17 protein-coding genes are annotated in these 21,715 nt (G+C 70.8%); 9 read left to right on the forward strand and 8 right to left on the reverse strand.

Annotated elements, in window-relative coordinates; translation table 11 throughout:
* Window positions 1-116: 116 nt before the first annotated feature.
* The gene (gene purN / locus BKE41_RS03365) at window positions 117-767 is read right to left on the reverse strand and encodes a phosphoribosylglycinamide formyltransferase (RefSeq protein ID WP_012317497.1); all 651 of its coding nucleotides are present in this window, start codon (window positions 765-767) and stop codon (window positions 117-119) included.
* Window positions 767-1,846 carry a phosphoribosylformylglycinamidine cyclo-ligase gene (gene purM, locus BKE41_RS03370; RefSeq protein WP_024831106.1) on the reverse strand — a complete coding sequence of 360 codons (1,080 nt, stop codon included), beginning with the start codon at window positions 1,844-1,846 and terminating at the stop codon, window positions 767-769. The genes purN and purM overlap by 1 nt, the downstream gene beginning before the upstream one ends.
* A gap of 142 nt (window positions 1,847-1,988) precedes the next feature.
* Here purM and BKE41_RS03375 point away from each other — a divergent pair, with 142 nt between their 5' ends.
* The 5 genes from BKE41_RS03375 (at window position 1,989) to BKE41_RS03395 (ending at window position 10,911) form a co-directional block, all read left to right on the forward strand.
* Window positions 1,989-3,113, forward strand: coding sequence for an AI-2E family transporter (locus BKE41_RS03375; protein ID WP_012317499.1), 1,125 nt, complete (start codon window positions 1,989-1,991; stop codon window positions 3,111-3,113).
* A 13-nt stretch (window positions 3,114-3,126) separates the two neighbouring features.
* Window positions 3,127-3,837 carry a hypothetical protein gene (locus BKE41_RS03380; protein WP_043073094.1) on the forward strand — a complete coding sequence of 237 codons (711 nt, stop codon included), beginning with the start codon at window positions 3,127-3,129 and terminating at the stop codon, window positions 3,835-3,837.
* 98 nt (window positions 3,838-3,935) lie between these two features.
* A complete protein-coding gene (locus tag BKE41_RS03385) occupies window positions 3,936-6,308 on the forward strand; it encodes an RNA degradosome polyphosphate kinase (RefSeq protein ID WP_070998523.1) in 2,373 nt (790 codons plus the stop codon).
* Window positions 6,309-6,390: 82 nt separating this feature from the next.
* Window positions 6,391-7,944, forward strand: a complete 1,554-nt coding sequence (gene ppx / locus BKE41_RS03390; protein WP_029358363.1) for an exopolyphosphatase — start codon at window positions 6,391-6,393, stop codon at window positions 7,942-7,944.
* 450 nt (window positions 7,945-8,394) lie between these two features.
* A complete protein-coding gene (locus BKE41_RS03395; RefSeq protein WP_058606301.1) occupies window positions 8,395-10,911 on the forward strand; it encodes a methyl-accepting chemotaxis protein in 2,517 nt (838 codons plus the stop codon).
* A 12-nt stretch (window positions 10,912-10,923) separates the two neighbouring features.
* Here BKE41_RS03395 and BKE41_RS03400 read toward each other — a convergent pair whose 3' ends face one another.
* Both BKE41_RS03400 and BKE41_RS03405 read right to left on the reverse strand, forming a co-directional pair.
* Window positions 10,924-12,369, reverse strand: coding sequence for an acetamidase/formamidase family protein (locus tag BKE41_RS03400; RefSeq protein WP_012317504.1), 1,446 nt, complete (start codon window positions 12,367-12,369; stop codon window positions 10,924-10,926).
* An 82-nt stretch (window positions 12,370-12,451) separates the two neighbouring features.
* On the reverse strand, window positions 12,452-14,779 hold the full coding sequence (locus BKE41_RS03405; protein ID WP_012317505.1) for an NADP-dependent malic enzyme: 2,328 nt from the start codon (window positions 14,777-14,779) through the stop codon (window positions 12,452-12,454).
* Window positions 14,780-14,845: 66 nt separating this feature from the next.
* Here BKE41_RS03405 and BKE41_RS03410 point away from each other — a divergent pair, with 66 nt between their 5' ends.
* Window positions 14,846-15,508, forward strand: coding sequence for a CatB-related O-acetyltransferase (locus BKE41_RS03410; RefSeq protein ID WP_182177515.1), 663 nt, complete (start codon window positions 14,846-14,848; stop codon window positions 15,506-15,508).
* Complete coding sequence (locus tag BKE41_RS03415; protein ID WP_020091812.1) at window positions 15,505-15,756, forward strand: DUF3297 family protein; 252 nt, start codon at window positions 15,505-15,507, stop codon at window positions 15,754-15,756. The genes BKE41_RS03410 and BKE41_RS03415 overlap by 4 nt, the downstream gene beginning before the upstream one ends.
* Here the strand turns inward: BKE41_RS03415 and BKE41_RS03420 are convergent.
* From BKE41_RS03420 to aspS, 4 genes are read right to left on the reverse strand one after another with little or no spacing between them, the layout of a single operon-like run.
* Window positions 15,726-16,058 carry a hypothetical protein gene (locus tag BKE41_RS03420; protein WP_024831100.1) on the reverse strand — a complete coding sequence of 111 codons (333 nt, stop codon included), beginning with the start codon at window positions 16,056-16,058 and terminating at the stop codon, window positions 15,726-15,728. The genes BKE41_RS03415 and BKE41_RS03420 overlap by 31 nt on opposite strands.
* On the reverse strand, window positions 16,055-17,131 hold the full coding sequence (locus BKE41_RS03425; protein ID WP_070998525.1) for an acyltransferase: 1,077 nt from the start codon (window positions 17,129-17,131) through the stop codon (window positions 16,055-16,057). Before BKE41_RS03425 ends, BKE41_RS03420 begins: the two co-directional genes overlap by 4 nt.
* Window positions 17,128-18,000: a glycosyltransferase family 2 protein gene (locus BKE41_RS03430; protein WP_070998526.1), complete on the reverse strand. Its 873-nt coding sequence runs from the start codon at window positions 17,998-18,000 to the stop codon at window positions 17,128-17,130. The genes BKE41_RS03425 and BKE41_RS03430 overlap by 4 nt, the downstream gene beginning before the upstream one ends.
* 21 nt (window positions 18,001-18,021) lie before the next feature.
* Entirely contained in the window at window positions 18,022-19,866 is a 1,845-nt protein-coding gene (gene aspS, locus BKE41_RS03435; protein ID WP_029358375.1) for an aspartate--tRNA ligase, read from the reverse strand.
* 144 nt (window positions 19,867-20,010) lie between these two features.
* Here aspS and BKE41_RS03440 point away from each other — a divergent pair, with 144 nt between their 5' ends.
* Window positions 20,011-20,409, forward strand: a complete 399-nt coding sequence (locus BKE41_RS03440; RefSeq protein ID WP_053620378.1) for a hypothetical protein — start codon at window positions 20,011-20,013, stop codon at window positions 20,407-20,409.
* A gap of 93 nt (window positions 20,410-20,502) precedes the next feature.
* The gene (gene rnd / locus BKE41_RS03445) at window positions 20,503-21,690 is read left to right on the forward strand and encodes a ribonuclease D (protein ID WP_012317513.1); all 1,188 of its coding nucleotides are present in this window, start codon (window positions 20,503-20,505) and stop codon (window positions 21,688-21,690) included.
* Window positions 21,691-21,715 lie beyond the last annotated feature (25 nt).

The following is a 21,715-nucleotide window of genomic DNA, read 5'->3' on the forward strand; positions in this document are numbered from 1 at the left end:
CGCACCGTCCTGGCGCGCGGAGCGCAGCAACCCGTTGAGCAAGACGTCGGCGAGCGTGGCGTTACCGGATAGCTTCGCCCCGCGCGCCAGGACGGAAACGCCCGTGCTGCCGCCCGCTAGACGCTGAACAGCGCGCCGTCCGGCGCCGCGTCGGCGATGACCACGCGCTCGCCCTCCAGGCGGGCGCGGCCGCCCGCCACGAGGGCGAGCACCGCCGGGTAGAGGCGGCGCTCCTGCACGATCACCCGGTCGGCGAGGCTGTCGGGATCGTCGTCCTGGCGGACGGGGATCGCGGCCTGGGCGACGATCGGGCCGGCATCGAGCTCCGGCACGACGAAGTGGACCGTGCAGCCGTGCAGGCGCACGCCCGCGTCCAGCGCCTGCCGGTGGGTGTGCGTGCCCTTGAACAGGGGCAGGAGCGACGGGTGGATGTTGAGCATCCGGCCGGCCCAGGACGCCACGAACTCCGTCGTGAGGATCCGCATGAAACCCGCGAGGCAGACGAGGTCGATCTCGGCCGCCCGCAGCGCCGCGTCGAGGGCGGCGTCGAAGCCGGCCCGGTCGGCGAAGGCCCGGTGATCGATCGCCTGCGTCGGGATGCCAGCCGCGGCCGCCCGGGCGAGGCCGGCGGCCGCCGGGCGGTTCGACAGGACCAGCACGATCTCGGCCGGGAAGGCGGGATCCTTCGCGGCCTCGAGCAGCGCGACCATGTTCGAACCGCGCCCCGAGATCAGGACGGCGACGCGGGTCTTGCGGGCGGCCGCCATCAGAGGGCGAGGCGGCCGGCGAAGGTGACCGGCTCGGGCCCGCGCGCCGTGATCCGCCCGAGGCGGACCGGGGTCTCGCCGGCCCGGGTCAACGCCTCGTCGACGTCGTCGACCGCGTCAGCGGCGGCGATCACCACCATGCCGATCCCGCAGTTGAAGGTGCGCAGCATCTCGGCCTCGGCGACGCCGCCCTCGCGGGCGAGCCAGTTGAAGACCGGCGGCGGAGTCACGGCGTCGAGGTCGACGGCGATGCCGACATCGTCCGGCAGGACCCGCGGGAGATTGTCGGGGAAGCCGCCGCCCGTGATGTGGGCGAGCGCCCGGATCCCGTCGGTGGCCCCCAGAGCCGCGAGGAGCGGCTTCACGTAGATCCGGGTCGGCTCCAGCAGCGCCTCGCCGAGACTCCGGCCCGGGGCGAACGGCGCCGGCGCGTCCCAGCCGAGGCCGGTCTTCGCGACGATCCGGCGCACCAGCGAGAAGCCGTTGGAATGGACGCCGGAGGAGGGCAGGCCGAGCACGACGTCGCCGGGCCGGATGCCGGGCCGCGGCAGCAGCGCGCCGCGCTCGGCGGCGCCGACCGAGAAGCCCGCGAGATCGTAGTCGGACCCGTCGTAGAGGCCCGGCATCTCGGCGGTCTCGCCGCCGATCAGCGCGCAGCCGGCCTGCCGGCAGCCCTCGGCGATGCCGCGCACGATGTCGGCGCCGACGCCCGGCACCAGCTTGCCGGTGGCGTAGTAGTCGAGGAAGAACAGCGGCTCGGCGCCCTGGACGATGATGTCGTTCACGCACATGGCCACGAGGTCGATGCCGATCGTGTCGTGGCGGCCGGTCTCGATGGCGATCTTCACCTTGGTGCCGACGCCGTCGTTGGCCGCGACCAGGATCGGGTCGCGGAAGCCCGCGGCCTTCAGGTCGAACAGGCCGCCGAACCCGCCGATCTCGGCGTCGGCGCCCGGGCGCCGGGTCGAGCGCACCAGCGGCTTGATCGTCTCGACCATGGCGTTGCCGGCATCGATATCGACGCCCGCCGCCGCGTAGGTCAGCCCCGTCTTCGGCTCGTTGCCGTCCTTGGCCGTCATGCCCGCGCCACCTCGTTCTATCCAGGCCCCGCTCTAGCGACTTCGCGCGCGGCGCGCGAGTCGGCACGGCGGCGCCTTGATCGGCGCGCCTCGCATACCCACTCTGCCCGCTGGCGTGGTGTGCTGCGGGGGGAGCGTCATCGTGCGCGCACGGGCTGTGATCGGGCTGGCCGCTGTCGTCGCCCTCGGGTTGATCGTCTACCTCCTCCGGGAGGTGATGCTGCCCTTCGTGGCCGGCATCACGCTCGCCTATCTCCTCGACCCCCTGGCCGACCGGCTGGAGCGGCTCGGCCTCGGGCGTCTGGCGGCGAGCCTGCTGATCCTGGCGCTGTTCGTCGTCGCCCTCGTCGTGACGCTGCTGATCCTGATCCCGCTCACGGCCAACCAGGTCGTGGCGCTCGTCAACGCGCTGCCCGGGATGGTGTCGCGGCTCCAGGCGATCATCGCCGAGCGGTCCGGGACCCTGCTCGAGCGCGTCGGCGGCGCGAACGTCCTCAACGAGCTGCAATCCTCCGTCGGCACGCTCGCCACCCAGGCCGGGACGTGGCTCCTGGCCTTCCTGAAGTCGCTCTGGTCGGGCAGCCAGGCGCTGATCTCGATCGCTTCGCTGCTCGTCGTGACGCCGGTCGTCGCCTTCTACATCCTCGTCGACTGGGACCGGATGGTCGCTGCGATCGACGGCTGGGTACCGCCCCGGCACCGGGCGACGGTGCGCGAGCTGGCGCGCCAGATCGACGGGGCGGTCACCGGATACGTGCGCGGACAGACGCTGGTCTGCCTCATCCTGGGCAGCTTCTACGCCATCGGCCTCTGGCTCGTCGGCCTCAACTTCGGCGTGCTGATCGGCCTGATCGCGGGGTTCCTCACCTTCATCCCCTACGTCGGCACGCTCACCGGCTTCCTGCTCTCGGTGGGCGTCGCGCTGGTTCAGTTCTGGCCCTCCGCCGACTGGCTGCACCTCGGCCTGACCGTCGGCGTGTTCCTCGTCGGCCAGTTCCTGGAGGGGAACGTCATCTCGCCGAAGCTCGTCGGTGATTCCACCGGGCTGCACCCGGTCTGGTTAATGTTCGCGCTGCTCGCCTTCGGGACCCTGTTCGGCTTCGTCGGGCTGCTGCTCGCCGTCCCGATCGCGGCCTCGATCGGCGTGCTGGTCCGGTTCGCCCTGGCCCGCTACCTGGAGAGCCGCCTCTACCACGCGGGCCAGCCGATCCTGATCGAGCACGACGGCAAGACCCCTTCGGCCTTGACCTCCGCGGGCGCGGGATGATCCTGAGCGGCACATGCGCGAGAACGCCCCACCCCGGCAGCTGGCCTTCGACCTGCCGCTCGACCCTCGCTTCGGGCGGGAGGATTTCCTCGTGGGACCGGCCAACGAGGCGGCCTACGCGCTGATCGAGGCGTGGCCGGACTGGCCGGACAGCGTCCTGGTCCTCACCGGACCCTCGGGCAGCGGCAAGAGCCACCTCGCGGCGATCTGGGCCGAGCGCGCCCACGCCTGGACCCTCCCGGCCGCCGAGCTGGGCGGCGACGCGGTCCAGCACCTCGTCTCCAACGGGGCGCTGGTCGTCGAGGACATCGACCGGGCGGAGCGGCTCGACGAGGCGGCGCTGTTCCACCTGCTCAACCGGGCGCGCGAGCGACGCTGCCCGGTCCTGCTGACCAGCGCCACGGGCATCGACGCCTTGGGACTCGCGACGCCGGACCTGCGCTCGCGGCTTCGCCTCGCCCCGCGCAGCGCCATCGAGGCGCCGGACGACGCCCTGCTGCGCGCCGTGCTGGTCAAGCTGTTCGTGGACCGGCAGCTGGTCGTCGATCTCGGCGTCATCGACGCGCTGGCCCTGCGGATCGACCGGTCGCTGGGTCGCGCCCGGGACGTCGTCGCCGAGCTCGACCGCGACGCCCTCGGGCGCGGTCGGCGGATCAGCCGGCCGCTCGCGCTGGCCGTCCTGCGGCGCATGGGGCTGGAGGACGAGCCCGACCCGACCGGCTGAGCGCGGAATGCGGCAGTCGTCACGAAACCGTCGTGAAGGCCGCCCGTCTAGGGTGATACACGCTCCGCCGCCGCGAGGAGCAGAGACAGGGATCCGGGATGGAATCGACGCAGAAGCCCGTGGACCGCGACGCCGCCGACGAGGCCGCCGAGCCCCGTCGGCGCGCGGCGGCCAATCCGGCGACGCGGCGCGTGCCGGCGGCCCGGCGCGTGCCGGTCGACCCGTCCGGCACGGCGGCCGCGCCGGCGGCCGATGCCAACGACGAGTGGCCGGCCGCCGCGGCCCCGGCGGAGCCGTCGGTCGGGGCGGCCCGTGAGTCGGTTCTGGAAGCGGGGCGGTCCCTGCGTCACACGCCGGAGCGGTTCGTGAACCGCGAGCTGTCCTGGCTGCAGTTCAATCGGCGCGTGCTGGAGGAGGCGTCGAATCCGAACCACCCGCTCCTGGAGCGCCTCCGCTTCCTGTCGATCTCGGCCAACAACCTCGACGAGTTCTTCATGGTCCGCGTCGCCGGCCTGATCGATCAGGTCCGGGCCGGGATCACGGTGCCGTCGCAGGACGGCCTGTCGCCGTCCGAGCAGCTGGTCCGGATCGGCGCCGAGGTCTCGCGCCTCGCCGCCGACCAGCAGGCCCGCTGGCGGGAGCTGCGCGAGGAGCTGCACGCGGCCGACATCGACATCGTCGAGCCCGCCGCCCTCACGGCCGAGCAGGCGGCGTGGCTGGAGGAGTACTTCCTCAACCACGTCTTCCCGGTCCTGACGCCGCTGGCGATCGATCCGGCCCACCCGTTCCCGTTCATCCCAAATCTCGGCACCACCATCGCGCTGATGCTGGTTCGGCCGAAGGACGGAAGGCTGCTGCGCGCGCTCATCCGCCTGCCTGGCGTCATCGACCGCTTCGTGCGCCTGCCGGTGACCGAGAGCGAGACCGCGGCGCGGCTGATGCCGATCGAGCAGGTGATCGGGATGTTCACCGGCCGGCTCTTCCCGGGCTACCTCGTGAAGGGCAGCGGCGCGTTCCGCGTGGTCCGCGACTCCGACCTGGAGATCGAGGAGGAGGCCGAAGACCTTGTCCTGCATTTCGAGACCGCGCTGAAGCAGCGCCGCCGCGGCGTCGTGATCCGCCTCGAGGTCGAGGCGGGCATGTCGGAGGATCTGCGCAGCTTCGTCGCCGACGAGCTCGAGATCGCCGCGGACGCGATCTTCCTCGTGGAGGGCATGCTGGCCCTGAACGAGCTGTCCCAGGTCGTCGGCATCGACAGGCCCGACCTAAAGTTCAAACCCTACAACCCGCGCTTCCCCGAGCGCATCCGCGAGAGCGGCGGCGACGTCTTCGCGGCGATCCGCCAGAAGGACTTCATCGTCCACCACCCCTACGAATCCTTCGACTCGGTGGTGCAGTTCCTGGCCCAGGCCGCGCGCGACCCGAACGTCGTCGCGATCAAGCAGACGCTCTACCGCACCTCGTCGAACTCTCCGATCGTCGCGGCCCTCGCCGAGGCCGCCGAGCTCGGCAAGTCCGTGACCGCCCTCGTGGAGCTGAAGGCGCGGTTCGACGAGGAAGCCAACATCCGCTGGGCGCGCAATCTCGAGAAGGCGGGCGCGCAGGTCGTGTTCGGCTTCGTCGAGCTCAAGACGCACGCCAAGCTGTCGCTGGTGGTCCGACGGGAGGGCGACAAGCTCGTCACCTACTGCCACGTCGGCACCGGCAACTACCACCCGATCACCGCGCGCATCTACACGGACCTGTCGTTCTTCACGGCGGATCCCGCGATCGCGCGGGACGTGTCGCGCATCTTCAACTTCATCACCGGCTACGCCGAGCCGGCCGAGTTGGAGCGCATGGCGGTCTCGCCGCTGACGCTGAAGAACCGCCTCCTGGAGCATATCGAGGCGGAGGTGGCCCACGCGAAGGCCGGGCGCCCGGCCGCGATCTGGATCAAGTGCAACTCCCTAGTCGACGGCCAGATCATCGACGCGCTCTACGACGCCTCGGGAGCCGGCGTTCAGATCGACTGCGTGGTCCGGGGCATCTGCTGCCTGCGCCCGGGCATCCCCGGCCTGTCGGAGACGATCCGGGTGAAGTCGATCGTCGGGCGCTTCCTCGAGCACGGGCGCATCTACGCCTTCGGCAACGGCGTCGGGCTGCCGCACCCCAAGGCCACGGTCTACATCTCCTCGGCCGACCTGATGAGCCGGAACCTCGACCGCCGTGTCGAGGCGCTGCTGCCGATCACGAACCCGACGGTGCATCAGCAGGTGCTCGACCAGATCATGCTGGCCAACCTTCTCGACAACCGTCAGAGCTGGCGGCTCCTCGCCTCGGGCGGCTGCGAACGGATCCAGCCCGCCGAGGGCGAGGAGCCGTTCAATGCCCACAAGTATTTCATGACCAATCCCAGCCTCTCGGGACGCGGCAAGGCCTCGAAGAAGTCGAGCCCGCGGGCCCTCAGCCGACGCGCGCAACGCAGCTGAGTTTCGCCGCGCGCCGTCGCTGGGTTAAACCTCCCGCACGGCGCGCCGGCAGGTACGCCGGGCTGATGAAGGACTCGGACGTTTGGGCAGCCCTCTTGCCAATCTCACCCTCGCGCGGGACGCGGAGGCGATCGACCGCGCCGCGCACCATCCGGTGGCGATCATCGATATCGGCTCCAACTCGGTCCGCCTCGTCGCGTATGACGGACTGACCCGGGCGCCGACGCCGCTCTACAACGAGAAAGTGCTCTGCGGCCTGGGCCGCAATGTCCTGACGACCGGCCGGCTGAACGAGGAGGCGGTGGCCCGCGCACTCGCCGCCCTGGGTCGATTCCGGGTGCTGTGCCAGACGATGCGCGTCAGGCAGGTCTTCGTGCTCGCCACCGCGGCGGCGCGGGACGCCGAGAACGGTCCCGACTTCCTCCGCGCCGCCGAGGCAGCCTGCGGTCAGGAGATCCAGCTGCTCTCCGGACGGCGGGAGGCGGAGCTGTCCGCGCTCGGCGTGGTCTCGGGCTTCCACGCGCCGAACGGCGTGGTGGGCGACATGGGCGGCGGCTCCCTCGAACTCGTGGACGTCCGCGGGGCCGTCGTCGGCCAGGGGGTGACCATGCCCCTCGGCGGTCTCGCCCTGCAGGACCTGTCCGGCGGCTCGGTCAAGAAGGCCGCCAAGATCGTCCGCGAGTACATGCGCAAGGCCGCCCCGCAGCTGGAGACCCTGCGCGGGCGGACCTTCTACGCGGTCGGCGGCACGTGGCGGGCGATCGCGCGGCTCCACCAGGCGGCCCGCGGCTACCCCGTCCACGTGATGCACGGCTACGCGGTGGAGCCCACCGACGAGCTCAGCTTCCTGCAGGTCGTCGAGCAGACCGACGTGGCGCTGCTGCAGGACGTCGACGCGATCTCGGAGGCGCGGCGCCCGCTGCTCGCCTACGGAGCCGTCGTGCTGGAGGAGATCATCCGGGTCGGGCGCCCGCGCGAGGTGGCGATCTCGGCATCGGGCGTCCGCGAGGGCCTGCTGTTCGAGCAGCTCGACCGGGACACAAGGCTGGTCGATCCGCTGCTGGCCTCGGCGTCGGAATTCAACGTCCTGCGCGCGCGCTCGCCGCGCCACGGCGAGGAGTTGATCGCCTGGACGGATCGGTTCGTCGCGACCCTGGACGGTCACGAGACCGCCGACGAGCGCCGCCTGCGCCACGCGGGCTGCCTGCTGTCGGATGTCGGCTGGCGGGCGCATCCGGATTACCGCGGCGAGCAGAGCATCGCGGTGATCCAGAACGCCGCCTTCGTGGGCGTGGATCATCCGGGGCGGGCCTATCTCGCCCTGGCGGTGTCCCTGAAACACATCGGCTTGGCGCCCGAGAAGGCGAACGCGATGCTCCGCAGCGTGGCCGGTCCGCGCCTGTTCGAGCGCGCGCGCCTCCTGGGCGCGCTGCTCCGGATCGCCTTCCCGATCTCGGCCGGCATGGACGGCGCGCTCGGACGGGCGCCGCTCACCGTCGAGGATGGCCGCGTGGTGCTGCGTCTGCCGCAGGAGTGGGAGGCCCTGAACGGGGATCGCCTGTTGAACCGTGTTCGCGGCCTCGGGCGCGTTGTTGGTCTCGATGGGCGTGTCGAGATCACGGGCGCCGCCGCCTGAACCGCGCCTCGCGGCCCCGGCGCCCCGAGAGCAGTGAGACGTGGATCCGGCGTTGCACGGCGGCCCATGGCCGCCGGTTCAGGGATGATCTCGCTCGAAGCCACGTTCCGCTCTCGCGTTCGAGAGCCGGCTTGCCGAGTGCGCGCCGCGCCCGCAGGGGCCGACGACGGCATCGTGACAGTCGCGAAGGTGGACACCGCGCGCCCCCAGTGTCGTCCGCCCACCGGCGGATAGATAAAGGCGCCGTAACGCCTATTTAATTTCTCAAGTAATTTTTCTGATTGTTAATGATGGTTTTATACAGTTTCCAAGAAAAGCAACGCCATTTTAACAGTAATCAGGTTCGGTATACTTTAGAATTACGGCAGCACACAGCGTGATTGTGCGCGAACTTCGTCCTATGATGCGACCGGACAACTGACCGAACTCGCACGCTGGAGCGTTCGCGCAATGAGATTGCTTAGCTATCTCTCAATTCGTGCCGCTATGTGCACAACGATATTCGCAATGGCGCTGATGTTACTGGGATATGCGGGAAATTCTCTGATCGATGCGCGGCACCAGACGCAGCAGGCCCAGTCTGCGGTCACGTTGACTCGCGCGAGCCGCCAACTCCTCAAGACGATCCTCCCAGCGCGTCTCGAGCGGGGGGCAGCCCTCGCCTTGGGCGGAGACGCGGCCGCCGACGCGGAGGGCCTGAGAGCCTACGCGGTGAACCGGGAGGCGATGATCGCGGGCTTCAAGAGCCTTCAGGACCTGTTGCAGAACCAGGATCTGCCCGCCGTGTCGGCGACGTTGGCGAGGCTGAACGCGGCGCAGGACGCCGCGAACCGGCTCCGCCCCCGCATCGACGAGGCTCTGCGCGTCGCGAAGCCGAAGCGGGACCCGGCGCTGTTACCCGCCGTGCTGGCGGCTTTCCAAGATCTCCTCGACGCGCTGACGGCGACCACGGATGCCGTGGATTCGGCCATTCCGCGCTCCGACGCGATCCTGCAGCGCTACCTCGTCCTCAAGCGGTCAGCCTGGTCGACCCGCGTCGCGATCGGCAACGTTGCCCTGCGCGTCCAGACGTCGCTGGCCGCCGGAACGTCGTGGTCGCTGCCCGAGACCGTGGCTGCGGCCGAGGAGCGGGCGCGACTCCAGTCGGCTTGGTCGAGCACCAGCGAGGCCGCAGCCCAACTCTCGGACGCCACGCGCGCGGCGTTCGAGAGAGCCAAGCGCAGCAATTTCGAGGGCGAGGCGGCGGAAGCGGCGAGGGCGGTCTTCGATGCCCTGAGTCAGCAGCGGGCGTCCCCCTACACCTTCCAGGACATCCGCAAACGGAACACCCTCGAGCAGATGACGATCGTCGATCTGGCCGATGCCGCCCTCGACGAGATGGTGGGACGGGCCGAGACCCTCGCTGCGGCAGCGGACCGGGTTCTCCTGCACAACGCCGCGGCGCTGCTGGCCGTCCTGCTGCTCGTCGGCCTCGGTCTCGTCGCCCTGTTCGAGGGCGTATTGCGGCCGATCCGGATCATCGCCACGGCGATGCGCGCGCTGACCGGGGGTGAGACCGCCGTCGCACTCCCGGTGCAGGCCTACCGGAACGAGTTCGCGCCGATCATGGTGGCCGTGCAGGCGTTCCGGGACAATCTGATCCGCACACGCGAGCTCGAAGGCGAGGCCGAGCGGGCGCGTTTGGACGCCGACGACCAGCGGCGGGACAGCCTGCGCCAGATGGCGCAACGGTTCGAGCAGGCGGTCGGGGGCATGATCGGCCAGGTCGCGGCCTCGGCCACCGCGCTGCAGGTCACGGCGCGGACGATGACGGCGACGGCCACACGGACGGCGGGACAGTCGACGACGGTCGCGACCGCCGCCGAACGAGCCTCCAGCAACGTCAACACCGTGGCGGCGGCCGCCGAGGAGCTCGGCACCTCCGTGCAGGAGATCGGGCGGCAGGCCGACGGCTCGGCGGCTCTCGCACGGCAGGCCGCGGCCGAGGCCGATCGGACCGCCGCGCGCGTGCAGGACCTGAACAGCGCCGTGAACAAGATCGGCGCCGTCGTGGGGCTCATCTCATCGATCGCCGAGCAGACCAATCTGCTGGCGCTCAACGCGACCATCGAGGCAGCGCGCGCGGGCGTCGCCGGCCGCGGCTTCGCGGTCGTGGCTTCCGAGGTGAAGGCGCTGGCCGAGCAGACGGCCAAGGCCACCGACGAGATCTCCGGACAGATCGCGCAGGTGCAGGCCTCCACCGGTCAAGCGGTGGAGGCCATCGCGGCGATCACCGCGCGGATCCGCGAGATCAACGGCGTGGCGGCCTCGATCGCGGCGGCCGTCGAGGAACAGGGTGCGGCAACCCAGGAGATCGTCCGCAACGTCGGGGAGGCGGCTGTCGGCACCGGCGAGGTCACCACCACCATCACCGGGGTCGCGCAGGCGGCCGAGAGCACCGGTCTGGCCGCCGGCCAGGTTCTCGACGCGGCCTCCGCCCTGTCGGACCAGTCCGACCGCCTGACCGCGGAGGTCGGGCGGTTTCTGGCGAGCGTCCGCGTTTCCTACGCGGTCTCCGCCGCGCAGGTCGCGCTGGTCCGGGACAGTTTCGAGACGGTGCAGACGCTGGGCGATGCCGTGGCGGACCTGTTCTACGGACGCCTGTTCGACATCGCGCCGCAGGTCCGGTCGCTCTTCCCGGACGACATGACCGCGCAGAAGCGGAAGCTCGTCGCCATGCTGGCGCTGGCGGTGTCCAACCTCGACAAGCCCGAGGCCCTGGTCGCGACCGTGCGCGATCTCGGGGACCGGCACGCCGGCTACGGCGCGCTGCAGGCGCACTACGAGCCGGTCGGCGCGGCCCTGATCTGGACGCTGGAACAGGAGCTCGGCCCGGACTTCACTCCGGAACTCCGGGAGGCCTGGGTCGAGACCTACCGGGTCATCACCGGCCTGATGACGATGGCCGGAACCGCGAAGGCCGCGTGATCCGGCCCGACGTCAGGCGACGCGATCCGAGAAGATCGCCTTCCTGACCACGGCGTGGACGCCCCAGTTGCCGTCCACGACCTGCGTGATCCCGAAATCGACCGCCACCGACATCAGCGAGATGGCCTCGTCCTCGGTGAGGCCCTTCGCGTGCATCAGGAACTGGCGCATCTTCCGGAAGGCGTCGCGCATGGCGAGGTCGATGGAGGACTTCTGGAAGATCGCGCTCTGGGCGTCCGGACCGAGGTCGCGCAGGTAGTTCGGGTAGCTGAAGCCGGACAGCACCCAGTCGTCCCGGGTCTCGATCATCGGGAAGTCGAGGGCCTCCAGCGGCGTGCCGGGCAGGTCGGCCTTCTTGTGCAGGATGAACTGGAAGGTTCCGGTGAGCGAGCACTCGATCGCGGTGCCGCACAATTCGGAATCGCCCTGGCTGGCGTGGGGGTCGCCCACCGAGAACAGGGCGCCCGGCACCGCCACCGGGTAGTACAGCGTCGCGCCCTTGCCGATCCGCCAGTTGTCGATGTTGCCGCCGGTGTAGCTCGGCGGGATCGTGTTGACCCGGTCGGCCTCGGCGGGTGCGACGCCCATCGTGCCGAAATGCGGCCGGATCGGCACACGGATGCCCTTGAGGACCTCGAAGGTCTTCTGCGTCTTGGAATGATCGACCGGCAGGCCGGGATAGTCGATGGTCGGGTGAGAGACGCCGAACGGGTCGGTGACGCCCGGCCAGCGGAAACTGTAGACCGCCCGGGCCCAGTCGCGCTCGCCGGTGGCGTCGACCTCGTAGATGGTCACGACCTCCCGGGGCTTATCGCCGGTGATCAGGTCGTTGTAGTGGTAGCCCCACCACGCCGCCGCGTTGCTGCCGAAGGCCAGTCCCTTGTACTTGGGATTGGCGCAGGGGCGGGGAGCGACGTCGAGGATGCGCACCTCCAGGACATCGCCGGGCTCGGCGCCGCGGATCGCCACCGGGCCGGTGCAGATATGCACGCCGAGGCCGCCGCCGGGGCCGATCTTGGCGTCCATGGCGCCGGCACCGCGGGGCGAGACGCCCATCTTGTCCTTCGTCCAGAGATAGACACTCTCGGCGCCCGGATCGCCCTGGATCATCCGCTCGGCGTCGTCGCTCGCCTGATGCGTGAGCGTCTCGATCGTGACGAAATCGCCCGAACCGATCTCGACCTTGGGCTTGAGGCTGCGGCTGAAGAAGCCCCAGTGGACGGTCTCGGCATTCGCCGGCAGGTGGTAATGCGCCGTGGCGGCGATCTTGGCCCCGCTCGCCTGGGCCAGGGCCGGGCTCACCAGCGACGGGCCGCCGGCCGCGAGGGCCGCAGCGGCGGCGCCGGTCGCCGCGAAGCCGCTCTTCAGGAAGGCGCGCCGCTCAGGCTCCAGATCCCGCCGGAACCGGCGGCGGTGCTCCTCGAAGGCGTGGCAGGTTGGATCGTCGCCCGCGCACATCGCGTCGTCTCCCGGTGATTTCGTGGCACCGGGACCGGAAAGCAAATCGACGGCCACGCTCGCGGCCGCCGACGGGCACGCCTCATTCCGAGATCATGCCGACACCGCGCTCCTCGGCTCGCGGGGCGGCCTCGTCCGCCTGGGCCTCGACCACGGCGGCGGCCGTGACATTGACGATGCCGCGCGCCGTCACCGACGGCGTCAGGATGTGGGCGGGCTTGGCCGGACCGATCAGGAGCGGGCCGACCGGCAGGGCGTCCGCCAGCACCTTCGCGAACTGGAAGGCGATGTTGGCCGCGTCGAGGTTCGGGAAGATCAGGACGTTGGCCGCGCCCTTGAGGCGGGAGCCGGGCAGCACGCGCTCGCGCACCATCTCGTTGAGGGCCGAATCCGCCTGCATCTCGCCGTCGACCTGCAGCTCGGGATCCCGCGCGTGCAGGAGCGCGAGGGCGTCGCGCATCTTCATCGCGGAGGGCGAATCCGACTGGCCGAAATCCGAGTGGCTGAGCAGCGCGATCTTCGGCGTCATCCCGAAGCGGCTGACATGGCTGGCGCAGGCCTGCGCCACGTCGGCGATCTCCTCGGCGGTCGGGTTCTGGCGGACGTGGGTGTCGGCCAGGAAGTAGGCGCCGTTATGCGTCACGACGAGGCTCATCGCGGCGCACTGCTCCACGCCGGGGGCGAGCCCGATCACGTCGCGGATGATGCGCAGCCGCGTCTCGAACCGGCCCTCGAGGCCGCAGATCAGTGCGTCGGCCTCGCCGCGGCGGACCGCGATGGCGCCGATCACCGTGCTGTTGGTGCGCACCAGGGTGCGCGCCGCGTCGGGGGTGATGCCCCGGCGACCCGCCACCTCCAGATAGGTCTGCACGTAGGCGCGGTAGCGGGGATCGTCCTCGGGATCGATCAGCTCGAAGTCGCGGCCGTGCTCGATCGACAGGCCGAAGCGCTTCAGCCGGGTCTCCACGACCCGCGGCCGGCCGACCAGGATCGGGAAGGCGACCTTGTCCTCGACGATCGCCTGGACGGCGCGGAGCACGCGCTCGTCCTCGCCCTCGGCGTAGATCACGCGCTTGGGCTCGGCCTTCGCCTTCGAGAACAGGGGCTTCATGATCAGGCCGGACCGGTGCACGAACCGGTCGAGGCTCTCGACGTAGGCGTCGAGATCCGGGAGCGGCCGGCCGGCGACGCCCGAATCCATCGCGGCCTTGGCCACGGCCGGGGCGATGCGCAGGATCAGGCGCGGGTCGAACGGGCTCGGGATCAGGGATTTCGGCCCGAACGGCCGGGCCTCGCCGCCGTAGGCGCGGGCGACCACGTCGGAGGTCGTCTCGTGGGCCAGGCCCGCGATCGCCTTCACGGCCGCCTTCTTCATCTCCTCGTTGATCTTGTGGGCCCCGACATCGAGCGCGCCGCGGAAGATGTAGGGGAAGCACAGGACGTTGTTGACCTGGTTCGGGAAGTCCGACCGGCCGGTGCAGATCATCGCGTCAGGCCGCTCCTTCTCGGCCAGGTCCGGCATGATCTCCGGATAGGGGTTGGCGAGCGCCATGATCAGCGGCTTCTCGGCCATCTCCTTCAGGTACTCGGGCTTGAGCACGCCGCCGGCCGACAGGCCGATGAACACGTCCGCCCCCGGGATCACCTCGGCGAGCGTCCGCTTGTCGGTCTCCTGCGCGTAGACGTCCTTCCAGCGGTCCATCAGCTCGGGGCGGCCCTTGTAGACGACGCCCTTGATGTCGGTGACCGTGATGTTCTCGCGGGTCGCGCCGAGCGACACGAGCAGGTTGAGGCAGGCGAGGGCCGCCGCGCCGGCACCGGACGTGACGATCCGGACGTCGGACAGGTTCTTGCCGGCGAGTTCCAGGCCGTTGAGGACGGCCGCCGCCACGATGATCGCTGTGCCGTGCTGATCGTCGTGGAAAACCGGGATGTTCATCCGGGCCCGGCACTGCTCCTCGACCTCGAAGCACTCGGGCGCCTTGATGTCCTCCAGGTTGATGCCGCCGAAGGTCGGCTCGAGGGCGCAGACCACGTCGACGAGCTTGGACACGTCCTTCTGGTCGACCTCGATGTCGAAGACGTCGATGCCGGCGAATTTCTTGAACAGGACGGCCTTGCCCTCCATCACGGGCTTCGAGGCCAGCGGGCCGATATCGCCCAGGCCCAGCACGGCCGTGCCGTTGGAGAGCACCGCCACGAGGTTCTGGCGGATCGTGAGCTCGGCGGCCTGCTGCGGGTCGTCGTGGATCGCCATGCAGGCGGCGGCGACGCCGGGCGAGTAGGCCAGGGCGAGGTCGCGCTGGTTGCCGAGCGGCTTGGTCGCCTGGATCTCCAGCTTCCCGGGCTTGGGCAGGCGGTGGTAGACGAGCGCCCCGGCCTTGAGGTCCTCGGACATGTTATCGGCCATCGCCCACGCTCCCGCTCACCTTCTTCACCGAGGACGACGCGGCCGCGCATCGCGCAGGCTCGCGTCATGACCGGTCTGTTGCACCGGCTGCGCAGGGGGCGCAACCCGCACAACGAGACCCGGATCCACCTTGCCAAGCTGGCGAGGACCTACGGCTTCTCCATAGGCGCTTATTCGTACGGGCGTCCAAAAGTCCGCTTCCCGGAGAGCGGACGGCGGCTGACGATCGGCCGCTATTGTTCCATCGCCGACAAGGTCGAGATCCTGCTCGGCGGCGATCATCGCCTCGACTGGGCGTCGACCTACCCGTTCGCCGCGATGCGCGGCCTGTTCCCGGACGCCGAAGCGCCGGAGGATTACCACGCCTCCCGGGGCGACGTGGTGATCGGCAACGATGTCTGGCTGGGATCAGGCTGCATGATCCTGTCGGGCGTGACGGTCGGCCACGGCGCCGTGGTGGCCGCCCGCGCCGTGGTGACCCGCGACGTGCCGGCCTACACCGTCGTAGCCGGCAACCCGGCCCGGGTCGTGCGCCGCCGCTTCGACGCGGCGACCGCCGAGGCGCTCGTGGGGTCGGCGTGGTGGGACCTGCCGCACGATGCGGTGACGCGGCTCGTGCCGCTGCTCCAGAGCGGGCGGATCACGGACCTGCTCGCGGCGTTGCGCGCCGGCGCGGTTTCCCGTACCGGCGGGGCACATCACGAAGACCATCCGAGATCCGGACGATGACCGACACCCCCCCTGACCGCCTCGCCTCCAACCCGAACAGCCCGTTCTACGACGAGAAGGTGCTGGAGCGCGGGGTCGGTGTCCGGTTCAAGGGCGTCGAGAAGACCAACGTCGAGGAGTACTGCGTGAGCGAGGGCTGGGTCCGGCTCTCGGCCGGCAAGGCTCTCGACCGGGCCGGCAATCCGATGACGGTGAAGCTGAAGGGCACCGTGGAGCCCTATTTCCGCGACCCCGCCGCGGACGCCTGATCCGCCACCCGCGCCAGCGCGGCCTCGAAGTTCCGGACGGCCTCCCGGACGAGCTTCCCGACCCGATCCGGCGAGCGCGGCCCGTCGATGACGAGGCTCGCGAGGATGTCGGAGCGGCGGGCACGCTGCTTGGCGGTGCGCGCGTGGTTCGAGACGCGCAGGTGCCAGGCGCAGTCCGGTCGCCGCAGGTACAGGCTGTCGCCGCGCTCGTTCCGGGCGACGATCGCGAAGCCCTGCGCCTGCAGCATCCGCGCCGCGAGCCCCAGCGCCTCGAGCGGCGGGAGCGAGCTGTCGGCGGTCATGGGCCGGCCGGCTCGATCGTGCCGAGGCGGCGCCGCCCGAGCGCCCGCGCCTTGAGCGCCAGGGCCGGCCGCTCGACCCCGTACCAGGACAGGGCCGCGACCGGCAGGGTGAGGGCGAGGGCCGGCGCCAGGAGCGCGGGTCCGGAGGCAGCGGGCCACAGCGCGTTCAAGCTCTGCTGGATCGGCCAGCCGTAGAGATAGATCCCGTAGGAGAGATCGGCCGACGGGTCGCACAGGCCGCGCGCGAGGGGGCAGAGGGCTAGCCAGACCACGCCGTAGGCCTCGGCGAGGAACAGCAGGGCCGGGTAGGCCGGCGTTCGCGCGAGGGCGAAGGCGCCGAAGACCAGACAGGCGAGGGCGGCGGCCGAGACCCGCAGGCGGTCGCGCCACAGGTAGAGGCACGCGCCGGCCGCGAAGATCAGCGGCAGGCGCAGCGCCGTCTCGGTGCCCTTGGGCAGGTCGGGACCGCGGAGGCCGCAGGCGATCGACAGGGCGAGTGCCAGTCCGGCCACGATCAGGGGGGCCGACCACCGGCGCCGGAGCAGGCCGGACAGGGCGGCCACGAGAACGCCGAGGTAGCACAGCACCTCGTATTTCAGCGTCCAGACCGTGCCGAGCGGCGCCCGGTAGGGATTGGCTTCGAAGACGCCGGGGAGGGCGGCGTTGCTCTTGAAGGTCGTCAGCGTCCCGCGGATGAACGACCATAAGGCCGGATCGCGCAGGTACTCGGCGACCGGCAGGCGCGTCAGCGCCGCCCCGAGACCCAGCGACACAACGAGGGTCGCGGCGACCAATCCGGGCAGGATTCGCAAGGTCCGGGCGAGGGCGTAGTCCCGGATGCCGCGGCGGTCGCAGCTCATCGTGACCAGGAATCCCGAGACGGCGAAGAAGCCGTTCACCGCGTGCTCGCCCAGCGTGTAGCCGGTGAGCCGGGCGAGGGGCTCGTCGCCGGCCGCGCCGGTCGCGACGCTGAACGCGTGGGACACCACGACGGCGAGAGCCAGCAGCAGCCGCAAGCCGGTAAAGCCGTTGCGCCCGCGTTCCAGCGCGGTCGCGATCGTCGGCGCGCTCATCCGGTCAGCCCCTCGCGGGCCAGCGCGGTCCGGCCCCGCAGGAAGGCGAGGGCGCCGGCGGCCGAGCCGCCGTAGCGCTCCAGTCCCGCCCGACGCAGGACCAGCCCGGACAGCAGCGCCTTCGGCACATTGGCCGCCAGCGCGGCGAGGCTTGGGTCCGCGAGGCCGTATTTCCGGCTGACATAGGCGCGCGACCACGCCTGATGCCAGCGCGCGCGAAACACCCGTCCCGGCTCGGGCGCCGACGACCGGCCGCGCCCGTGCAGCGCTTCGGCGCGGTGAACATGGATCAGCGCACGACCGCGATCGGCCACGCGCCGGCACAGGTCGTCGTCCTCGTAGAACAGGAAGATGTTCTCGTCGAAGCCGCCGAGGTCGAGGAACAGGGCGCGCGGCATCAGCAAGCAGGCCCCGGAGAGGAACGGCGCGCAGGCATCGCCCTGCGGGAGCGCGAGCCGGCCGGCGGGATTGGTCAGGTAGGTCGCGAGCAGGGACCGCGCCTGGAAGAAGAAGCGCCCGTCGGGCTCGACGAGGCGCGGGGCGAGCAGGCCCGCGTCCGGCCAGGATCGGGCCGCCTCCAGCAGGGCGTCAACGGCGCCCGGCCGCAGCACGACGTCCGGGTTGACGATGAGGACGTGCTCCGCCGTCTCGGCCGCGCGGACGCCCCGGTTGTTGGCGCGACCGTAGCCCTCGTTGCGGGCGTTGCGGATCACCTGGGCGCCCGCGGCCTCCGCGACGGACGCGGAGGCGTCCCGGCTGGCATTGTCGACCACGATCGCCGGCACATGCTGCCCGGCCAGCGCCGCGAGGCAGCCGGGCAGCACGTCGGCGCTGTCATGCGCGACGACGATCGCGACGAGACTCGGCACCGGGCGGCGGTTCGCGCCGCCTCAGGCCTTCTTCTCGGGCAGGTTGAGCCGGATGTGCAGCTCGCGCAGCTGCTTGGGCGTCGCCTCGGAGGGCGCGCCCATCATCAGGTCCTCGGCGCGCTGGTTCATCGGGAACAGCACCACCTCGCGGATGTTCGGCTCGTTGCACAGGAGCATGACGATGCGGTCCACACCCGGCGCGATGCCGCCGTGCGGCGGAGCGCCCATGCGCAGGGCGTTCAGCATGCCGCCGAACTTCTGCTCCAGGACCTCGTGGCCGTAGCCGGCGATCGCGAAGGCCTTCTCCATCACGTCCGGACGGTGGTTGCGGATCGCGCCCGACGACAGCTCCACGCCGTTGCAGACGATGTCGTACTGGAACGCCTTGATGTCCAGGATCCGCTTGGTGTTCGCGCCGTTCTCGTCCTCGCTGGAGAGCGCGTCGAGGTCGAGCGCCAGGAACGCCTCGCGGTCGATGTTCGGCATCGAGAACGGGTTGTGGGAGAAGTCGATCCGCTTCTCTTCCTCGCTCCACTCGTACATCGGGAAGTCGGTGATCCAGCAGAAGGCGTACTGGTCCTTGTCGCAGAGGCCTAGCTCGTCGCCGATGCGGATGCGCGCCTTGCCGGCGAGGCCGGCCGCCTTGCCCTCAGCGCCGGCCGAGAAGAACACCGCGTCGCCCGCCTTGGCACCGGCCCGCTCGGCGATCAGCGCCTGGACCTCGGCCGGGATGAACTTGGCGATCGGCCCCTTGCCGGTGAGCTGCCCGTTCTCCTCCTCGAACACGACATAGCCGAGCCCCGGCGCGCCCTCCGAACGGGCCCAGTCGTTGAGCTTGTCGAAGAACGAGCGCGACTGCGCCGCCGCACCGGTCGCCGGGATCGCCCGGACCACACCGCCGGAAGCGATCACGCCCTTGAACGCCTTGAAGGCCACGTCCTCGCGGGCGAACAGGTCGGTGACGTCGGCGATGATCAGCGGATTGCGCAGATCCGGCTTGTCGACGCCGTACTTCAGCATCGAGTCCGCGTAGGTGATCCGCGGGAATTCCTTGGTGACGCGCTTGCCCTCGGCGAACTCCTCGAACACGCCGCGCAGCACCGGTTCCACCGCCTGGAACACGTCCTCCTGGGTGACGAAGCTCATCTCGATGTCGAGCTGGTAGAACTCGCCCGGCGACCGGTCGGCGCGGGCATCCTCGTCGCGGAAGCAGGGCGCGATCTGGAAGTAGCGGTCGAAGCCCGCGATCATCGTCAGCTGCTTGAACTGCTGCGGCGCCTGCGGGAGCGCGTAGAACTTGCCGGGATGGACCCGCGACGGCACGAGGTAGTCGCGCGCGCCTTCCGGGCTCGACGCGGTCAGGATCGGCGTCTGGAACTCGAAGAAGCCGCCCTCGCGCATCCGGCGGCGGAGCGAGTCGATGATCGCGCCGCGCTTCATGATGTTGGCGTGCAGCTTCTCCCGGCGCAGGTCGAGGAAGCGGTACCGGAGCCGCGTCTCCTCCGGGTACTCGAGGTCGCCGAAGACCGGCAGCGGCAGCTCGCCGGCCGGACCCAGCACCTCGAGGTCGTCGATGTAGACCTCGACCGCGCCGGTCGGCAGCTCGGCATTCTCGGTACCGGCCGGTCGCGTGCGGACGCGGCCGTCGATCCGCACGACCCATTCCGAGCGGACGGTCTCGGCGGCCTTGAAGGCCGGGGAATCGGAATCGATCACGCACTGCGTCAGGCCGTAATGGTCCCGCAGATCCACGAACAGCACGCCCCCGTGGTCGCGGATGCGGTGGCACCAGCCGGAGAGGCGGACACTCTGCCCGACGTCGGACGGGCGGAGCGCCCCGCAGGTGTGGGAACGGTAACGGTGCATGACGGGCTTCTTCTGTGGGAAGGCCGGCACCATTCACGCGAGGCCCCCCAAGTCAAGCGCGGGGCGCGCAGAACGGCGCCGAAAGCCGCGCGCGACTCGCCCGCCGGCCTACCGGAAGAGGCTCCCGATCCCCATATGAACTCCATGAACGACAACGTCTTTTTCGATCTGGAGCGGCCCGCGAAGCCGGCGCCCGAACGCGTCCCCGCCGGGTGGCGGACGCTGCCCCTCGAGGGCCGTTTCGACCTCGTCTACGAGGACGCGACCGGGGCCTGGAGCAACCGGTCCCTCGACGCGCGCGAGCTCAGGCTCGGTCCCGGCCGGACGCTGCTCGGCGGCATCGACGCCCGGCGCGGCGGCTATCGCGGGTTCCGCGTCGACCGGATCCGGCGTCTCGTCGATCGGGCCACCGGCGAGCGCATCGAGACCGGCATCCTCGACCGCCTGCTGGGCCGCGCCGAGGCGCAGCGCCGTGCCGACGCGCTGCGGATCCGCCGGCAGGCCCGGGCGCGCCGGAAGGCGGCGGTCGCGGCCGTGGCGTGACCGCGGTCGCCGAGCCGCGCGTGAAAGCGCGAAAGATGGGGACCTGCGAAGCCGCGTCTCCCCATGTCCGCCGCGGTTGCGTATAGCCGGTGCATGGACCTGATCACCACCACTGACGCGCTGCGCCAGATCTGCACACGTCTCGCCGAGCAGCCCTTCGTGACCGTCGACACGGAGTTCATGCGTGAGACGACGTATTATCCGAAACTCTGCCTGATCCAGATGGCGGCACCGGACGGGACCGCCGTCCTGGTCGACCCTCTGGCGCCCGGGATCGACCTGGATCCGTTCATCGCGCTCATGGCCGACGAGCGCACCGTCAAGGTGTTCCATTCCGCCCGTCAGGACCTGGAGATCATCTGGCTGATCGGCGGGATCCTGCCGCACCCGTTCTTCGACACGCAGGTCGCCGCCATGGTCTGCGGCTACGGCGACTCCGTCTCGTACGAGCAGCTCGTCAACGACGTCGCCAAGGCCAAGATCGACAAGTCGTCCCGCTTCACCGACTGGTCTCGGCGGCCGCTGTCGGAGGCGCAGCTGACCTACGCGCTGTCCGACGTCACCCACTTGGTGAAGATCTACGAGGTCCTCGTCGCCGAGTTGCTGCGGACAGACCGCGGCGCGTGGCTCGACGAGGAGATGGCGGTGCTGACCTCGCCGGAGACCTACCGCGCCGATCCCGCCCAGGCGTGGCGCCGCCTCTCCGGCCGGATGCGCAAGCCGCGCGAGATCGCCGTGCTGATGGAGGTGGCGGCCTGGCGCGAGAGCGAGGCGCAGACGCGCAACGTCCCGCGCGGGCGCGTCCTGAAGGATGAGGCGGTCATCGACATCGCGTCGGCGGCGCCGCGGAGCGCCGAGGCGCTCGGGCGCCTGCGGACGATCCCGGCGGGCTTCGAGCGGTCCCGGACGGGCGCCGACATCGTCGCCGCCGTCGAGCGCGGCCTCGCCCGCGACACCAGCGCCGTCCGGATGCCCGAGCGCGTGCGGCGGAGCGGCGGCAACGGCGCGATCGTCGAACTGCTGAAGGTCCTGCTGAAGGCGGTCTGCGAGGCCGAGGGCGTCGCGCCCAAGATCATCGCCACGGTCGACGACCTGGAAGCCGTCGCTGACGACGATGCCGCCGAGGTACCGGCGCTGCAGGGGTGGCGTCGGACGCTGTTCGGGGAGAAGGCGCTGGCGCTGAAGCAGGGCCGGCTGGCGCTGTCGGTCGAGTCGGGCCGGATCGTGGTCCGCCCTCTCGAGGCCGAGCCCGCGGCCGCCGGCGCCGACGCGAACGGATGACGCCGGGGCGACGCTGACGGCACAA

This window comes from Methylobacterium sp. C1 (assembly GCF_001854385.1).
Lineage (GTDB): Bacteria > Pseudomonadota > Alphaproteobacteria > Rhizobiales > Beijerinckiaceae > Methylobacterium > Methylobacterium radiotolerans.

Bases quoted from the DNA above. Each gene is read 5' to 3' on its own strand.
- purN (WP_012317497.1), bottom strand. From the start codon at position 767: ATGGCGGCCGCCCGCAAGACCCGCGTCGCCGTCCTGATCTCGGGGCGC.
- purM (WP_024831106.1), bottom strand. From the start codon at position 1,846: ATGACGGCCAAGGACGGCAACGAGCCGAAGACGGGGCTGACCTACGCG.
- BKE41_RS03380 (WP_043073094.1), top strand. From the start codon at position 3,127: ATGCGCGAGAACGCCCCACCCCGGCAGCTGGCCTTCGACCTGCCGCTC.
- BKE41_RS03385 (WP_070998523.1), top strand. From the start codon at position 3,936: ATGGAATCGACGCAGAAGCCCGTGGACCGCGACGCCGCCGACGAGGCC.
- BKE41_RS03395 (WP_058606301.1), top strand. From the start codon at position 8,395: ATGAGATTGCTTAGCTATCTCTCAATTCGTGCCGCTATGTGCACAACG.
- BKE41_RS03400 (WP_012317504.1), bottom strand. From the start codon at position 12,369: ATGTGCGCGGGCGACGATCCAACCTGCCACGCCTTCGAGGAGCACCGC.
- BKE41_RS03405 (WP_012317505.1), bottom strand. From the start codon at position 14,779: ATGGCCGATAACATGTCCGAGGACCTCAAGGCCGGGGCGCTCGTCTAC.
- BKE41_RS03410 (WP_182177515.1), top strand. From the start codon at position 14,846: ATGACCGGTCTGTTGCACCGGCTGCGCAGGGGGCGCAACCCGCACAAC.
- BKE41_RS03415 (WP_020091812.1), top strand. From the start codon at position 15,505: ATGACCGACACCCCCCCTGACCGCCTCGCCTCCAACCCGAACAGCCCG.
- BKE41_RS03420 (WP_024831100.1), bottom strand. From the start codon at position 16,058: ATGACCGCCGACAGCTCGCTCCCGCCGCTCGAGGCGCTGGGGCTCGCG.
- BKE41_RS03425 (WP_070998525.1), bottom strand. From the start codon at position 17,131: ATGAGCGCGCCGACGATCGCGACCGCGCTGGAACGCGGGCGCAACGGC.
- aspS (WP_029358375.1), bottom strand. From the start codon at position 19,866: ATGCACCGTTACCGTTCCCACACCTGCGGGGCGCTCCGCCCGTCCGAC.
- BKE41_RS03440 (WP_053620378.1), top strand. From the start codon at position 20,011: ATGAACGACAACGTCTTTTTCGATCTGGAGCGGCCCGCGAAGCCGGCG.
- rnd (WP_012317513.1), top strand. From the start codon at position 20,503: ATGGACCTGATCACCACCACTGACGCGCTGCGCCAGATCTGCACACGT.